The following is a 16532-nucleotide window of genomic DNA, read 5'->3' on the forward strand; positions in this document are numbered from 1 at the left end:
TGCATCTTGTTTCCAGTTTTTAAAAGGAACGTTTGTTGCCTGCGCCCATCCTAACGGATAGTTTGTATTTAAACCTTTTGCAGTTCCAATTTCTCCAATATTATTTAAATTGCTTTGAAGATTTTCTGCTTCTGTTTTTCCTTGAGAAAATAAACTTTGGTTAATGGTTCCTTGTAAAGTTCCTTCTTTACTTGCTCCGTTATCACCAATAGCAACAAAAATCAAAGTGTTGTCAAGCTGTCCGCTTTCTTTTAGATAATTTACAACTCTTCCAACTTCTGCATCTGTATAAGTCAGGAATCCTGCGTAAGCCTCCATGAATCTTGCGTATACTTTCTTTTCATCCGGAGTTAGTTTTTTCCAGTCTGTAATAAGTGTATTACGTTCTGGCAATACCGCATTTGCAGGAACAACTCCTAATTTCTTTTGGTTTGCTAATACTTTTTCACGGTACACATCATAACCTTCGTCAAATTTTCCTTTGTAAGGCTCGATCCATTTTTCAGCAACCTGATGAGGTGCATGAACAGCTCCCGGTGCATAGTATAAAAAGAATGGTTTTCCAGGTGCCGCTTTTTGCTGTTTTTTAATGTAGCTGATTGCTTTGTCTGTAATTAATTCATTTAAGTGACGTCCGTCTGGTTTAACATGTGCCTGATCTTCCACTAAATCAGGATTGTATTGATCAGTTTGAGAACCAAGGAATCCGTAGAAATGATCGAAACCTTTTCCGGTTGGCCATCTGTCAAACGGACCTGCATCTGTAGCATCTTCATCTGGAGTTACACCGTATTTACCAACGGCAAAAGTGTTGTATCCGTTTTCACGTAAAATCTCTGCAATTGTTCCTTTATCAGATGGAATTCTTCCGTCCCAGCCAGGAAAACCAGCCGATAAAATAGTGTGTGAAAATCCACTTTCGTGCACTCTTCCAGAATTTCTTCCGGTTAATAATGCAGCACGCGTTGGCGCACAAATTGCGGTTGTATGAAAGTTGGTATAACGTAAACCGTTATTAGCCAGATTTTCAAAAGTTGGCGTTTGGATTAAACCGCCAAAAACACTTGCAGCTCCAAATCCAACATCATCTAATAAAATCCAGACAATATTTGGTGCACCTTTTGGCGCTTTTACAGGCTCTGGCCAATATTCTTTTGAATCGGCTAATGTTTTACCAATTGTTCCTTTGAACTCTTGAGTATCTTGTGCAAAGCCAAATTGTGCAGCTAGCAGTGCAGTAATCAAAAGCCCTTTTCCAGAGTTTTTGATTTTTGAGTTAATTTCAAATTTTTTCATTATTTCTTTTTTTTAATATTTATTTATCTATGGATTTAGTAGAGTTTTTGAGTAAATTTTTTTACTTGTTTGCTTTGGTTAATAATTCCTGAGCAGATTTTCCTTCGGTAGACGGCGTTTTGTGTATTTTTCTTAGGTAAACATCCTGCCAGTCTATTAAAGGATATAAATTGTTTTTCTTAGCTTGCTGATCGAAAAGTTTTTTTAATTCGGCTACTTTTTCAGGGTATTTTTTAGCCAAATCTTTTCTTTCGTTAAAATCTTCGTTGATGTTGTATAGTTCCCAAACATCTTTGTCAAAATCACTTGGCGGAAGATTTACTTTATTATTCAAAGCTTCTTTTACTTCAATTGAATTGGGATGATGTGCCGCAGCTGCTTTCCAGCCGTCATTATAAATGGCTCTTGATCCAAAGATGTAATAATGTTGAATTTTATGTAAGGAAACAGCTTTTGAATCATTCAAGGAATTGTAAAATGAATATCCCTGAATGGTGTCTTGCTTAACTTCTCTAATAGATTCCGGTGCTTTAACGCCCAAAATATCAAGAGTTGTTGGTAAAATATCAATTACGTGACTGTATTGCGTTCTGATTCCCGGAGTTTTGATTCCCTTTGGATAATAAACAATCAACGGATTATGTGTTCCTCCTTCAGAATTGGCATCTTGTTTCCAGTATTTGAAAGGTGTATTCGTAGCCTGAGCCCAACCCAAAGGATAATTGGTGTATGTTTGAGCTGTTCCAATTTCACCAATTCTATTTAAGTTATTTTGGAATACTTTTTCTTCTGTATCACCATTTACATAGGTTTGTCTGTCTACAGCCCCTTGAAGTGTTCCTTCTTTACTGGCTCCATTATCGCCAATTAAAACAAAAACAACAGTATTTTCCAGCTGATTGCTTTCTTTTAAATAAGTAATCAATCTTCCAATTTCATAATCGGTATACGTCAAATATCCGGCATAAACTTCCATGAATTTTGAATATACTTTCTTCTGATCCGGCGTTAATTTTTTCCAGTCTGCAATAAGTGAATTGCGTTCCGGTAAAACAGCATCGGCAGGAATAACTCCTAATTTCTTTTGATTAGCTAGTGTTTTTTCTCGGTAAGCGTCCCAACCATCATCAAATTTTCCTTTATACGGATCGCTCCATTTTTGAGCTACCTGATGAGGTGCATGAACGGCTGCGGGAGAATAGTATAAAAAGAATGGTTTCCCCGGTGCTGCTTTTTGTTGTTTCTGAATATAACTAATTGCTTTATCGGTAATTTGTTCGCTAAGATGTCTTCCGTCAGGCGTAATATGAACTTGATCTTCAATTAAATCTGGTTTGTACTGATCTGTAGCAGAACCCAAAAAGCCGTAGAAATGTTCAAATCCTTTTCCGGTTGGCCAGTGATCAAACGGTCCGGCATCTGTTGCTTCTTCGTCAGGCGTTATCCCATATTTACCTACGCCAAAAGTGTTGTATCCTTTATCACGTAAAATCTCAGCAACGGTTCCGTTTTTAGAGGGTAATCTTCCGTCCCAACCCGGAAATCCTGCCGACATTATGGTGTGTGAGAATCCTCCAACATGCACTTTATGCGAATTGCTTCCGGTCAATAAAGCAGAGCGGGTAGGAGCACAAATTGCTGTTGTATGAAAATTGGTATATCGCAATCCGTTGTTGGCTAAACTCTCTAAAACCGGAGTTTCGATTTGACCTCCAAAAGCACTTGAAGCGCCATAACCTACATCGTCCAGAATAATCCAAACGACATTTGGGGCACCTTTAGGAGGCGTAACTGGTTCCGGCCAATATTCTTTTGATTCGGCTAAGGTTTTGCCAATAACTCCTTTAAAATCTTCTGGTTTTGTTTGCGCAAAACTCAATTGTGCAAGAAGCAATGCAGTAATCAAAAGTCCTTTTTGCGGACTTTTGATTGCAATGTTATTTTTAAACTTTTTCATTAGATTAAATTTTTAGTTATTTAATTCGTAATCACTGTTTAATTCTGCTATTTTAACTCGTTGATGTTATTTTTAACACATAGAAACATAGCTTCTGTCCTCTCAAAAAAGGCGTTTCACTTAGATTAAATGCACAGAGTTTAACTATGTGAAAGAAATGTGTTTCTTTTTGCATTCTTTTTTAGTTATAAAATCTATGTTTCTATGTGTTTAAATATTATACACAGCGAGTTATTTTATTTTATTCCAATCTTCGACACCTACTTTTACTGACCATTGTTGATGTAACTCAATCAAGGTTTGGAGTATTTTCGGTTCTAATTTTGCTACGTTTTTTGTTTCTGTTCGGTCTTCAGCAAGATTGTACAATTCCCAAGGCTGATTGTTTTCGGCTACTGCTTTCCACTGGCCTTTTCTTACTGCTTTGCTGCCTTCATGTTCCCAAAACAAAGCTTCATGCGCATTAGATTGTTGTCCTTCAAATTCCTTTTTTAAGCTAATTCCTTCTAAAGGAGTAAGGCTTTTTCCTTGAAATAAATCCGGGTATTGAAAATCTGCATATTCCAGACAAGTCGGGAAAATATCAATCACATGACTTACTCTGTTACTTACTGTTCCGGCCTTAATATGCTTTGGATAGTAAGCAATAAAAGGAGAAGCAATTCCGCCTTCGTGAGTGTTCTTTTTGAATAGTTGAAAAGGCGTGTTGCTCACATTTCCCCACGGACTTTCATAACTATCAATCGACGCAGCTGAACCTGGTGTTCCATTTTTTTGTGTAACATAATTCCAGTTTTTTACATCATCAGCACTTCCGCCATTATCCGAAAGAAAAAGAACAAGCGTATTATCTTCTTCTCCCAACGCCTTGACTTTCTGCAGGATTTCTCCAATTCCGGAATCCATTCTGTCAATCATAGCGGCGTAAATTGCCATTCGGGTATCCCATTTATCTTTTTCTTCGGCACTTAGTTTTTCCCAATCCGGCACTTTTTCAAAACGATTAGATAAGTCCCAGTTTTTATCAATGATTCCTAGTTCTTTTAATTTTTTAAAACGGCTTGCTCTCAATTTATCCCAGCCTTCGAGGTATTTACCTTTGTATTTTGCAATATCTTCCGGCAATGCCTGAATGGGCCAATGCGGCGCATTATAAGCAACATACAGGAAAAATGGTTTTTGCTGATTGTGCTGTTTTTCTAAAGAACTGATGGCAAAATTGGTTATTTCCTGAGTCAGATAAGTAGAAGTATCCGTGCGAATAATTTCTTTATCTCCTTTCAAAAAAGTAACTTTTCTTCCGTCGTTATATAAAGGCTGCGAGTTAAAATAACTGCTTCCGTTGTTTTGTAATGTAAAAGAATCATCAAATCCTCTATTAACCGCCCAGGCTGATGGCACTAAACCAACGTGCCATTTTCCTGAAACAATTGTACTGTATCCTGCCTGTTTAAGTGCCTGCCCAATGGTGATACAATGCTCGTTTAAATATCCCTGATAAGCCGGAACTCCTTTGTCCTGAACCATATCGCCAATACCTGCCTGATGCGAATACAAGCCCGTGAGCAATGAAGCCCGCGAAGGACAGCAGCGGCCTGCATTATAAAACTGGTTTAGAATAAGCCCGTTTTTAGCAAGTTTATCCAGGTTTGGCGTTTTAATTTCTGAGCCAAAAGCACCAATATCTGAGAAACCTAAATCATCCGCCAAAATGACGATGATGTTAGGCTGCTTTTTCTGTGCAAAAAGGTGAGATTGTGCAGCAGCCAAAAGGGCAAGGATGAACAGTTTTTTAATCATTTTATTAATAACCTGGATTTTGTGGCAATCCTACCGGATCAATATTTCTTTCGCTTTGCGGAATCGGATATAAATTGTTTCTTTCTGAAACTGAGTTTTTAGCCGTAACTTTTTTAACTTCAGTAACTAGAGTTCCCCAACGAACTAAGTCAAACCAGCGTTGTCCTTCCTGAACAAATTCTTTTTTGCGTTCTTCTTGGATTGCAGCTCTAAAAGTGGTTTGGTTTAATCCAACTAAATCTACAGTAGCATCCGGTGTTGTAATTGGTTTTCCGTAAGCTCTTCTTCTTACTTGGTTAATTAATTCATAAGCTTCTGCAGTTGGTGCACCTTGCTCATTTATGGCTTCCGCCAAAGACAATAAGATGTCTGCATAACGAATTAAAGGGAAATTGATAGCTACGTTTGACGGCGTTGCCAAATTGCTTAAATCCAGATATTTTTTAAAGATTGGTTTAGGGAAAGTATATAAAGTTCCGGTTGTTGGGTTAAGCAATTGTTTAGCATAACTTACATCTCTACGAGTATCTCCAGGTTGATAAATATCATAAAATAAGGCTACATCTGAAATAATATCAGCAGGTTCCGTTGCTGTAAATCCGGTAAAAGATGTTGCCTGAAAAGTACTTCCGCTAGATCCGTTTCCTGCTTGGTTTGGCTCAAACTGAACAGAGAAAATATGTTCTTTTCCGTTCTTTTTTGTTTTCGTAAAAATGTCCTGAAAGTTTTCGAACAAAGCATAACCGTATCCGCCATTAATTACTTCTCTTGCCTTTAAAATAGCATTTGGATAATCTTTTCTTGTCAAATACACTTTTGCCAAAATAGCTTTTGCAGCTCCAGAAGTGGCACGTCCAGTATCTGCAGCACCATAAGTTGCAGGTAAACTTTCGGCAGCAGTTAAATCTGAAATAATTTGTGCATACACATTCTCTACAGATTCTCTTCTTGATTTTAAACTTTCTAATTGAATAGAAGTTGGTTCATGTAAAACAATTGGAACACCGCCCCAAATACGAACAGCCTGAAAATAAAGTAATCCGCGGATAAACTTTGCTTCGTTGATTAATCTTGTTTTTACAATTTCAGAACCAGATACTTTTGGGATATTATCAATGGAAACATTCGCTCTGTTGATTCCCGCATAAATTTGTCTCCAAGCCACTTGTACACGGTCATTTGTAGCATCATGTGTTAAACTGCTCATCGCTCTAACTTGAGGGTTTGTTGCAGAAACTCCGGCCGCAGCATAATCAGAACCCATATCTGTAAGGAAATAAAGGTTTCTCCCGAATAAACTCTGCTCTCCCGGATCAAGGCTTAAAGAAGCATAAACTGCAGTTACACTCGCAACAGCATCATCTTGGGTGATGAAGTAATTATCTTCGGTTACAAAAGAGGTTGGTGTTACCTCCAGGTCCGTGCACGATACAAATAGTCCGGCACTTAAAAGGAATGTTATTATAATCTTTTTCATTTTGATATATTTTTTTTACTTAGAAAGTTACGTTCAAGCCCGAGATGAATGTTTTTGAGTTTGGATAGGAACCAAAATCAATTCCCGGATATAAGTTGTTTTGTTCGTATGAACTTACCTCTGGATCATATCCTTTATATTTTGTCCATGTAACCAGATTTTCGGCAGAAACATAGAATTTCACACTTTTTGCTCCCAGTTTTTTAGAGGTACTTTTAGGTAATGTATAACCAAGAGTAATTAATTTTAATCGTAAGAAAGAAGCATCTTCAACATAACGCTCAGAAACAATTCCTAATGGAGAACTTGTTGCTCTTGGGATTTCATTACTTGGATTTGTTGGCGTCCAACGGTCAACTAAAGCTGTTGAAGCATTTGTTCCAAGTGTAGAAATTTCTAACTGCTGATTTAATGCATTGAAGATTTTTGCACCATAAGAACCTTGGAACGAGAAGTTCAAATCGAAATCATTATAGGAAATCGTGTTGCTGAAACTTCCAACAAATTTTGGCTGAGATGAGCCTAAGTTTCCTTTGTCAAGAGCTGTAATTACACCGTCTCCGTTTGTGTCAACATATTTTCTGTCTCCCACTTTTGTGTTCGCTAAACTGTTGATTTTTGGCTGTGTATTAACTTCTTCCTGAGTTTGGAAAATTCCATTTGTTCTGTATCCCCAAAAAGTTCCTAATGGTAATCCCACTTTTACCGTAACCGGCTGCTGTTGTAATAAAGAACCGTTTGGTACTACAGGGAAAAACTGATTTACTCCATTTCCAATAGCTACAACTTTATTTCTGTTAGCAGAGAAAACAATATTTGAATTCCATGAGAAATTTTCTGTTTTTAGATTTTCTGTTGTTAAACCAATCTCGATACCTTTATTTTCAACACCTCCAATATTTTGAAGTACACTTGCATATCCAGAAGTTAACGGTACCGGAACGCTGATTAACAAATCGTTTGTTTTTTTGTAATACACATCAAAAACAAAATTGATTTTTCTTTCTAATAATGATAAATCTAAACCAACATTATACTGCGTTGTTTTTTCCCATTTCAAGTCCGGATTTGCCAATCGGGTAGGGGCAAGTCCAGTGTATAATGTTCCTCCAAAAGAATAGTTTACAGATCCCATTTGAGCCAAAGCTAAATAGTTTCCAATTTCCTGATTTCCTGTTGTTCCGGCCGTAAGTCTAAGTTTAGCCTCCGTTACACCTTTAATGTTGTTTGCAAATTCTTCATCCGTAATATTCCAAGAGAAACCTGCTGAAGGGAAATAACCCCAAAGTGATTCCGAACCAAATCTTGAAGAACCATCGGCACGGGCAGAAAGTGTAAAGTTGTATTTTCCTTTATAAGAGTAGTTTACTCTCGCCAGCCATGATTTTAAAACACTTTCAAAAGCATCACTGCCAGGTTTTACCGCAACACCATCCTGAAGTGCATTATAGGTATTGGCATCATTTACAAATGTATTAGCTCCCGCTGTAACCACTTCACCTTGTGTATATTGAAGTGTATAACCTCCTAATGCTGAGAATTTATGGTTTTCACCGAAGTTGGTATTATAGTTCAAAGTATTTTCATTCAGTACAGAACTTACCAATCTGTCTCCAACAGCTGCTGAACCTTTTGTTCCTGCACCGTTTGAAGTATTTGCAGGGGCGTAATAGTTTTGTTTTGTATTGATTACGTCACCGCTTACAGCCACTTTAGCTGTTAATTTTTTAGTGATTTTGTATTCACCAAATAAGCTGGTTAAAATTCTGTTGATTTTAGTTTCGTTAATTGTATTTTCCAAATCATTAATAGGGTTTGGAACAAAACCGTTAACAGAAGTTGCATAAGGATTGTTAGTTACGTTATAACTTCCGTTTTCATTTCTAATTGGCACTACAGGAGCAGTTAACAAAACACTAACCAAAGGGTTTGGATTTCTTCCTCCGCTTCCGTTATTGGCTATACCATTAGAAAGTGAGTTGCTGTAATTAGCATTAATACCAAATTTAAAGTTTTGAGAATAGTTTCTTTCGTAATTGATACGAAGAGAGATACGTCTAAAATCAGATCCCAGAACAGTACCTTCCTGATCAAAGTATCCTGCAGAAACTGCATATCTTGATCTTTCGTCTCCTCCAGAAAATGACAATTGATGATTTTGAACCGGAGCAGCAGTTCTAAACGCTGCATCCTGCCAGTCGTAGCTTCCAGAAGTTTTAAAAGCTTCGATCTGCGCTGCAGAAAAAGATGGAGCCTGACCAATACTTGCCTGAACATCATTTCGTAAACTAGCCCATTGGCTGGCATTCATTACGTGAAGTCTTTTCGAAACATTTTGAAATCCAAAATAACCTTGGTAGGAAATATTATCCTGTCCTTTTGTTCCTTTTTTAGTCGTAATAATAACAACACCATTTGCACCACGAGAACCATAAATTGCAGTTGCAGACGCATCTTTAAGAACTTCAATAGATTCAATATCAGCAGGATTTATAGTAGACAAAACATTCAAACTTGCTCCGGCGTTAGATATTCCGGCAGAGCTGTTATTATTGTCATTGTAAATCAAAATTCCGTCAACTACATATAAAGGTTCGTTACCCGCTGTGATTGAGTTTCCTCCACGAATACGTACACTTGAAGAAGCACCCGGACGACCAGAACTTTGTGTAACTACCACACCGGCAACAGCGCCTCGTAATAAGTTATCTGCTGATGAAGTTACCTGAGATAAATTGGCCTTTGGAACAGAAGCTACAGAACCTGTAATGTCTTTTCTCTTTTGAGTTCCGTAACCTACAACAACTAATTCGTCCAGTTCTTGTCTTTCTTCTTTTAAATGAATCGTAACCGGATTTTTCTCTACTATAATTTCTAGTTTCTTATATCCTATATAACTTACGATTAAGGTGTAAGGAAATTTCTGACCCGTTTGAAAATAAAATTTTCCTTCAGCATCTGTCTGTACACCGTGAGTTGTACCTTTAATTGTTACTGATGCACCTATAATTGGCTGATTTGTAATGTCATCGACTACCGTTCCGTCGAGTTTAGATTGGATAAGCGGTGTTGTATTTTGTGCCTGAAATTGCAGGGATGTTAACAAAATTGTAACCCATAAAATGAGGTTTATATTTTTTTTCATTTCTTTGTAATGGTTTAAGTAATTAACAAGGCGCCCTGAGAGCTGAATTTTCAGCACTCTAATTGTGTCCTTGATTTAGTGATAAATGTTCTTTAAGCCTCGCCATTTCTGTTGCCGCAGAAATGGCTTTTTTTATTTACAGCAACAGGTTTGCATTGTTTTCATTTTGGTTGTTTTTTAGTTGATTAATTGTTTTCTTTTTAAAATATAGGTATATTCAAAAATCCTTTTGCTGCAGTTTTATGCATCAATTAGATGATTGTATTTTCAATAAAAGTAATCTTGGTGGTGAAATTGAGATTTCGTTTTTTAGATTTAGAATTTAATCTAATAACGAAAGGATTGCGTTGGTAATTAACAACAGAAGCACATATAACAACAATTGTTATAAGTATCATTTTTTGGAAGAATATAATACGATATGCTTTCGGTTGTTTTCAAAATATAGTTTTTTTGGTTTCGAATATTATTTATAACTCTACTAATCCTATAGACAAAGTTAATTTTAATCTAATAAAAACCAAAAGTTTACTAAAGTTTTTTTTTAAACGGTGCAAATATTATGCTTCAATTAATTTATTTTTTAATTTAAGTTATTGATAATAAACACTTTGATTGTTGTTTTTTATTTTTAAAAATGTTAAAAATATTTTTTGACGTAATAATAAATTGTAATATTTTTCATTTAATTTGCTAGTTTTTAATGTCTTAAATTACTTTTTAAGACATTAAAAAACACCCAAAAATGTCTTGAAAAGCACTTCAATTCAAAAAATTAGAAAAAAACTTCAGATTTATAAAAACTGCTTTTAGAGTTTAAAAGATTAATAATTAATGTTTTAATAGGTTTTTTTCTTAATTTTAATATATACATACAAAGACAGACTGAAATTTTATTCGCCAAAAAAAACATCAGGTTATACACAATAAGTTTTTAATCATTAATTACTAAAAAGTATTTTCTATGGCAGATCTTTCACAATCACACCGTATTCTTTTTTTCAACACGTTAGCCTTTATGGTTTGTTTTGCCTGCTGGACGTTAAACGGCGTATTAGTTACTTTTTTAAACGACAGAGGAATTTTTGAATGGAGCGTCGTCGAGATTGGATGGCTGCTTGGGATTCCAATTTTAACAGGCTCAATTATGCGTTTGCCAATGGGGATCCTAACCGATAAATTTGGCGGAAAACCTGTTTTTTCATGCTTATTGATTTTATCCTCAATTCCGCTTTTTCTATTACCATTTGCAGACAGTTTTTGGACATTTGCCATTTTAAGCTTTTTGTTCGGAATGGTTGGTACCAGTTTCGCAATTGGAGTAGGATACACTTCTATTTATTATCCAAAAGAATGGCAGGGAAGGGCCTTAGGAATTTTCGGAATGGGAAGTTCCGGTGCCGCACTCACCACATTTCTTGCACCCACCTTATTAACTAATTTTTCAGAAACTGATCCTGAAAACGGGTGGAAATGGCTTCCCGTAATTTACGGAAGCGCTTTACTCTTAATGGGAATCGTATTTCTGATTTTTACAAAAAATAAAAAAATAGAAGCACAGTCTAAAACAGTTTCGCAATTATTAAAACCACTTAAAAGTGCCAGAGTCTGGCGATTCGGATTATACTATTTTCTGGTTTTTGGTTCTTTTGTAGCTTTTTCGCAATGGCTGCTTCCCAATTTTTTAAATGTATACCATACGACTTTAGTAATGGGCGGACTTTTTGCCGCTTTATTTAGCCTTCCGTCAGGCGTAATCAGAGCGTATGGCGGATTTTTATCGGATAGATTTGGAGCGCGAAAAGTAATGTATTGGGTTTTAAGTTCCTCAGTTGTACTCAGCTTTTTACTAATGTTTCCCAAAATGGATATCACAACTTCAGGCTCAGGACTTGTTGCTTCAAAAGCCGGAACCGTAACTAAAGTTTCAGAAAATGAAGTTATAGCAGGAGGAAAAACCTATCAAATTGCACAGGAAGACAAAAACGCGGTACACAATAAATATTTCCCTTCTAAAAAATCATGGCAGGAAGTTGTCGTCGAACAAAATCAGCAGATTCAAAAGAAAGATTTATTGGCAGAAGGAATCACACAAATTCATTTTGAAGCCAATATGTGGGTATATCTTGTATTAGTCATTTTAATTGGTGCCGCATGGGGAATTGGTGCCGCGGCGGTTTACAAACATATTCCCGATTATTTCCCTAACGAAGTAGGAGTTATTGGCGGAATGGTCGGATTACTTGGTGGTCTCGGTGGATTTTTCGGCCCAATCATTTTTGGATATCTTTTAAGTTTTACCGGTTTCTGGACCAGTTCCTGGATGTTTATTTTAGCCATATCCTTAATTTGTTTGATTTGGATGCATCGAATCGTAGTAAATCTAATGAAAGAGAAATCACCGGAATACGCAAAAGATATGGATCGAAAAAATTAAAAAATTATAACTCAAAATTTACAAAAGCTTTTCTCTTACAAAAAGGAGAAAAGCTTTTTTATGCAAATAAATTTAGATGTTTATTTTCAGTATTTTGAGTTGTATTTCTATTAAAGATAAAAATATCTTTTTTACATGATATATATCATTTTCTGTAAGAATGTATCGCTTTAATTTTGTTTTTGATAATTGAGGAACTATGCCTCATCAAGTCAAAATAGATTAAAGTTTTATGAGCAGTTTATCTCAATCCCACCGAATTTTATTTTTAAATACGCTCGCTTTTACGATATGTTTTGCCTGCTGGACATTAAACGGAGTTTTAATAACCTATTTAACTGATAAAGGAATTTTCAATTTTACAGTTGTTCAAACAGGATGGCTGTTAGGAATTCCAATTCTTTCCGGTTCAATTTTCAGACTTCCAATAGGGATTTTAACAGACAAATATGGCGGTAAAATTGTTTTCTCGATTTTACTTTTACTCTGTTCCATTCCACTTTTTTTACTGCCTTTTGCCAATTCGTTTTTAAGTTTTGCTTTGCTGAGTTTTTTCTTTGGATTGGTAGGAACTAGTTTCGCAGTCGGAATTGGATATACTTCAATCTGGTATCCAAAAGAATGGCAGGGAAGAGCGTTAGGAATCTTCGGAATGGGAAATGCCGGAGCCGCAATTACCACTTTTATTGCACCAACTTTGCTAAATTATTTATCTGAAAAAGACCCAATAAACGGCTGGAAAATGCTTCCCGTAATTTATGCCGCAACATTGGTAATAATAGGAATCCTTTTTATTGTTTTTGCAAAAAATAAAACCAATCCCGGAGTTTCTAAAACAATCCCACAATTAATGTCTCCGCTCAAAAACCTGCGAGTTTGGCGTTTTGGTGCTTACTACTTTTTAGTCTTTGGTTTTTTTGTAGCCTATTCACAATGGCTGCTTCCCAATTTTATGAATGTGTACAGCACGACATTAGTTATGGGCGGAATGTTTGCAACGTTGTTTAGTTTACCGTCAGGCGTTATCAGAGCTTTCGGCGGATATCTCTCAGATAAATTTGGAGCCAGAAAAGTAATGTATTGGGTTTTAGGATCATCAATAGCAATCAGCTTTTTATTAATGTTTCCAAAAATGGAAATCTATACCGCAGGCCCGGGCGTTTTGGCAATGAATAATGGAGTTGTAACAGAAGTTTATGCCGATAAAATAAACGTAAACGATAAAACACATCAAATCAATACTAAAAAAGATTCAGACGTAAGTACCGAATCTGTTTTTCCAGTAAAAAAATCATGGCAGGAAATTGTGGTAAAGCAAAATCAGGAAGTCAAAAAGAAAGAATTACTGGCGAAAGGAATTACACAAATAAACTTCAGCGCTAATCTTTGGGTGTATCTGGTTTTAGTAATTCTAATTGGTATTTCATGGGGAATAGGAAAAGCCGCTGTCTATAAACACATTCCCGAATATTTTCCAAACGAAGTGGGAGTTGTGGGTGGAATGGTAGGTTTAATTGGCGGACTCGGCGGATTCTTCGGCCCAATAATCTTTGGATATCTTCTCAACTACACAGGACTTTGGACGAGCTCATGGATCTTCATTTTTATAGTTTCTGTGCTTTGTCTGCTATGGATGCACAGAACGATAATTAAAGCTTTGAGAAGCAAATCACCAGAATTTACAAAAGAAATAGAAGATAAATAATTTAAATAAATACAAATAATGAAAACTTGGTTAGACAAATGGGAACCGGAAGATGAAGGATTTTGGAACTCTGGCGGAAGTAAAATTGCATGGAGAACGTTAACAATAACAACATTAACATTAATATTATCATTTGCCTCTTGGTTTATGATGAGCGTAATAGCCGTTAAATTACCCGGCTTAGGATTTAATTTCTCTAAAGATCAGCTCTTTTGGTTAACCGCAATTCCCGGATTAGCAGCCGGATTGCTGCGAATAATTCACACTTTTATATTACCCATATTTGGAACACGTCACGTCGTTTCATTTGCAACAGCAATTAAATTAATTCCCGTAATCGGAATTGGTTTTGCCGTTATGGATACAAACACACCTTTTTGGGTATTTGCTGTTTTAGCATTTACAACAGGTTTTGGAGGAGGCGATTTTTCATCTTACATGCCAAGCACAAGCCTGTTTTTCCCAAAAAGATTAAAAGGAACAGCACTGGGAATTCAGGCCGGAATAGGAAATTTTGGAGTTTCGATAGCACAATTTGTAACGCCGCTTATTATAAGTGTCGGAATCTACGGAGCATCAACAGTATTTACAAGTATAGATTTTAAAGAAGCTATAACTGTTTTTCAAAACTCTACTGTAGAAAAACAAAAAGAAGTTTTTGGATCACTTGATGCAGAAATACAAATCAAAATACTTTCTAACGTAAAACAAAATGTAGTTGATTCTGTAAGTACAGCAATACATTCTACAGATAAAACAATTGTTTTTGCTTCATTGCCTGTAAAAGCAAAGGCCAAAGCAATTGCCAATGCAAATCCAAAACTGGCAGAAAAAATATTAAATCAAATAAGCCCGGAAAATGCAGCCGTTAAAAATACACCAATCTATTTACAGTCAGCAGCATTTTGGTTTGCACCTTTTTTAATTCTTTTAGCCATTGTAAGCTGGTTTTATTTGAGAAGTATTCCAATGAAAGCCTCTATTAAAGAACAGCTGGATATATTTTCAAATAAACATACATGGTACTGCACCATTACGTATGTAATGACTTTTGGAACATTTGCAGGACTTTCAGCAGCTTTTCCATTAATGATTAAATTTTTATACGGAGATTTTCCAAATGCACCAGATCCTTTAGTATATGCATTTTATGGCCCGCTAATTGGTTCAGCAAGCCGAATCGGTTTTGGATTTGTGGCTGATAAAGTGGGCGGAGCTATCTTAACAACTATAACAGGTTTAGGGATTTTAGCGGGAGCTATTATATTGGTAACGCAAGGATTGGTTGCGCCAACAAGCATGGATCAGTTTCCTCTTTTTGTAGCCGTAATTTTGGGTATGTTTTTCTTTACCGGAATTGGAAACGCAGGAACTTTTAGACAATACCCAATTATTTTTGCCGAAAATCAACGTCAGGCAGCAGGCGTAATTGGCTGGACAGCCGCAATTGCAGCATTTGGACCTTTTATATTTTCTAAACTAATTGGAAATAATATTTCTGCTAATGGTACTGTAAATCAATTATTTATTGGTGTTTGTTTTTTCACTATATTAGCTACAGGTATCAATTGGTGGTTCTACAATCGTAAAAATTGTGAAAAACCAAGTTAAGAAGTAATCATTAAATTAAAAATTAAGGATGAAAGATAAAACGTACAATACCAAAGCCTTACTTGTTGCAATACTAGTTTCTATACTTACAATCATACTAGTGTTTTACGGATCAAGACAATTACAAAATTTTGATGCAGCATTAGTTACCTATTTATTCGGAACCGTTTTCGCCTTCTTCGGAATCGTATATCGTTATACCGTTTGGCTGCAAAGACCTCCAACATGGATGTATTTTAAAAGAAGCCTTAAATTCCTTTTTACCGGAAAAATAATTTCTCATTTATGGTTTCTGGGAAAAGAATCCGTACAAAATATTGTCGTACAAAAGTTTATTTATCCAAGAAGCAAATGGCGCTGGTTTGCCCATTTTTGTATTGCAATAGGCTGTTTATCGGCTTTTGCCATAACAATCCCGCTTACATTTGGATGGATTCACTTTACATTGGCACCAAATTCAATTTCCATTTACGAAGCACATTTCTTCGGGTTTAAAATGATGGATTTTCAGATAAATTCCTTTTTGGCATTTCTGATTTTTCATGCCTTAAATTGGTCTTCGTGGTTAGTAATTATAGGTTCAGTTTATTATTTAAGAAGAAGATTAACAAACCCTGGATTAATTGCAACCCAAACTTTTGAAGGTGATTTATTGCCGTTGATTTTATTAATCGCCATTTCAGTTACCGGATTATGTCTAACGTATTCCTATCAGTTCATGAAAGGTTTTGCATATGATTTCTTAGCCGTAATTCATGCTGTAACTGTAATTATGTTTTTGATCTGGATTCCGTTTGGGAAATTCTTTCATATCATTCAGCGTCCCGCACAAATTGGAGCACACATTTATAAAAAAGAAGGAATTAAACAAGGAATGGCAGTTTGTCCGCATACCGGAGAAGAATTTGCAACCCAGCTTCACATCAATGATTTAAAAATCGTAACCAAAGAATTAGGTTTTGATTTCACCCACGAAGACGGAACTTCTCACCTCGATTTAAGCCCAGAAGGGAAAAGATCCCGCCTGGCACAAGCACATTTAAAAGCCAGACTAGAAGGCGGAAATTTATTTGGATAGAAAAAAATAGTTTCAAGTTTGAGGTT

9 protein-coding genes are annotated in these 16532 nt (G+C 36.0%); 4 read left to right on the forward strand and 5 right to left on the reverse strand.

The features are described from left to right. From B3C18_RS01735 to B3C18_RS01755, 5 genes are all read right to left on the reverse strand, one after another. On the reverse strand, positions 1-1296 hold a 1296-nt coding region (locus B3C18_RS01735; protein WP_291141394.1), incomplete at its 3' end, for a sulfatase-like hydrolase/transferase. A 61-nt stretch (positions 1297-1357) separates the two neighbouring features. Further along, complete coding sequence (locus B3C18_RS01740; protein ID WP_291141397.1) at positions 1358-3253, reverse strand: arylsulfatase; 1896 nt, start codon at positions 3251-3253, stop codon at positions 1358-1360. A 231-nt stretch (positions 3254-3484) separates the two neighbouring features. After that, a complete protein-coding gene (locus tag B3C18_RS01745; RefSeq protein WP_291141400.1) occupies positions 3485-5053 on the reverse strand; it encodes an arylsulfatase in 1569 nt (522 codons plus the stop codon). Between the two features lie 4 nt (positions 5054-5057). After that, a complete protein-coding gene (locus tag B3C18_RS01750; protein ID WP_291141403.1) occupies positions 5058-6530 on the reverse strand; it encodes a RagB/SusD family nutrient uptake outer membrane protein in 1473 nt (490 codons plus the stop codon). A gap of 19 nt (positions 6531-6549) precedes the next feature. Continuing rightward, positions 6550-9675, reverse strand: coding sequence for a SusC/RagA family TonB-linked outer membrane protein (locus B3C18_RS01755; RefSeq protein ID WP_291141406.1), 3126 nt, complete (start codon positions 9673-9675; stop codon positions 6550-6552). A gap of 964 nt (positions 9676-10639) precedes the next feature. Here B3C18_RS01755 and B3C18_RS01760 point away from each other — a divergent pair. The 4 genes from B3C18_RS01760 to B3C18_RS01775 all read left to right on the forward strand — a co-directional run bounded on the left by B3C18_RS01760 (position 10640) and on the right by B3C18_RS01775 (position 16506). Beyond that, the gene (locus B3C18_RS01760; protein ID WP_291141408.1) at positions 10640-12112 is read left to right on the forward strand and encodes an MFS transporter; all 1473 of its coding nucleotides are present in this window, start codon (positions 10640-10642) and stop codon (positions 12110-12112) included. Positions 12113-12344: 232 nt separating this feature from the next. After that, a complete protein-coding gene (locus tag B3C18_RS01765) occupies positions 12345-13817 on the forward strand; it encodes an MFS transporter (protein ID WP_291141411.1) in 1473 nt (490 codons plus the stop codon). A gap of 18 nt (positions 13818-13835) precedes the next feature. Further along, positions 13836-15428, forward strand: a complete 1593-nt coding sequence (locus B3C18_RS01770; protein ID WP_291141414.1) for a magnesium transporter MgtE N-terminal domain-containing protein — start codon at positions 13836-13838, stop codon at positions 15426-15428. Between the two features lie 28 nt (positions 15429-15456). After that, a complete protein-coding gene (locus tag B3C18_RS01775; RefSeq protein ID WP_291141418.1) occupies positions 15457-16506 on the forward strand; it encodes an MFS transporter in 1050 nt (349 codons plus the stop codon). Positions 16507-16532 lie beyond the last annotated feature (26 nt).

It is taken from the genome of Flavobacterium sp. UBA7680 (assembly GCF_002482975.1).
Taxonomy (GTDB): Bacteria; Bacteroidota; Bacteroidia; order Flavobacteriales; family Flavobacteriaceae; genus Flavobacterium.

Coding starts and splice junctions, on each gene's coding strand:
- B3C18_RS01740 (WP_291141397.1), bottom strand. CDS start 3,253: ATGAAAAAGTTTAAAAATAACATTGCAATCAAAAGTCCGCAAAAAGGA.
- B3C18_RS01745 (WP_291141400.1), bottom strand. CDS start 5,053: ATGATTAAAAAACTGTTCATCCTTGCCCTTTTGGCTGCTGCACAATCT.
- B3C18_RS01750 (WP_291141403.1), bottom strand. CDS start 6,530: ATGAAAAAGATTATAATAACATTCCTTTTAAGTGCCGGACTATTTGTA.
- B3C18_RS01765 (WP_291141411.1), top strand. CDS start 12,345: ATGAGCAGTTTATCTCAATCCCACCGAATTTTATTTTTAAATACGCTC.
- B3C18_RS01755 (WP_291141406.1), bottom strand. CDS start 9,675: ATGAAAAAAAATATAAACCTCATTTTATGGGTTACAATTTTGTTAACA.
- B3C18_RS01760 (WP_291141408.1), top strand. CDS start 10,640: ATGGCAGATCTTTCACAATCACACCGTATTCTTTTTTTCAACACGTTA.
- B3C18_RS01770 (WP_291141414.1), top strand. CDS start 13,836: ATGAAAACTTGGTTAGACAAATGGGAACCGGAAGATGAAGGATTTTGG.
- B3C18_RS01775 (WP_291141418.1), top strand. CDS start 15,457: ATGAAAGATAAAACGTACAATACCAAAGCCTTACTTGTTGCAATACTA.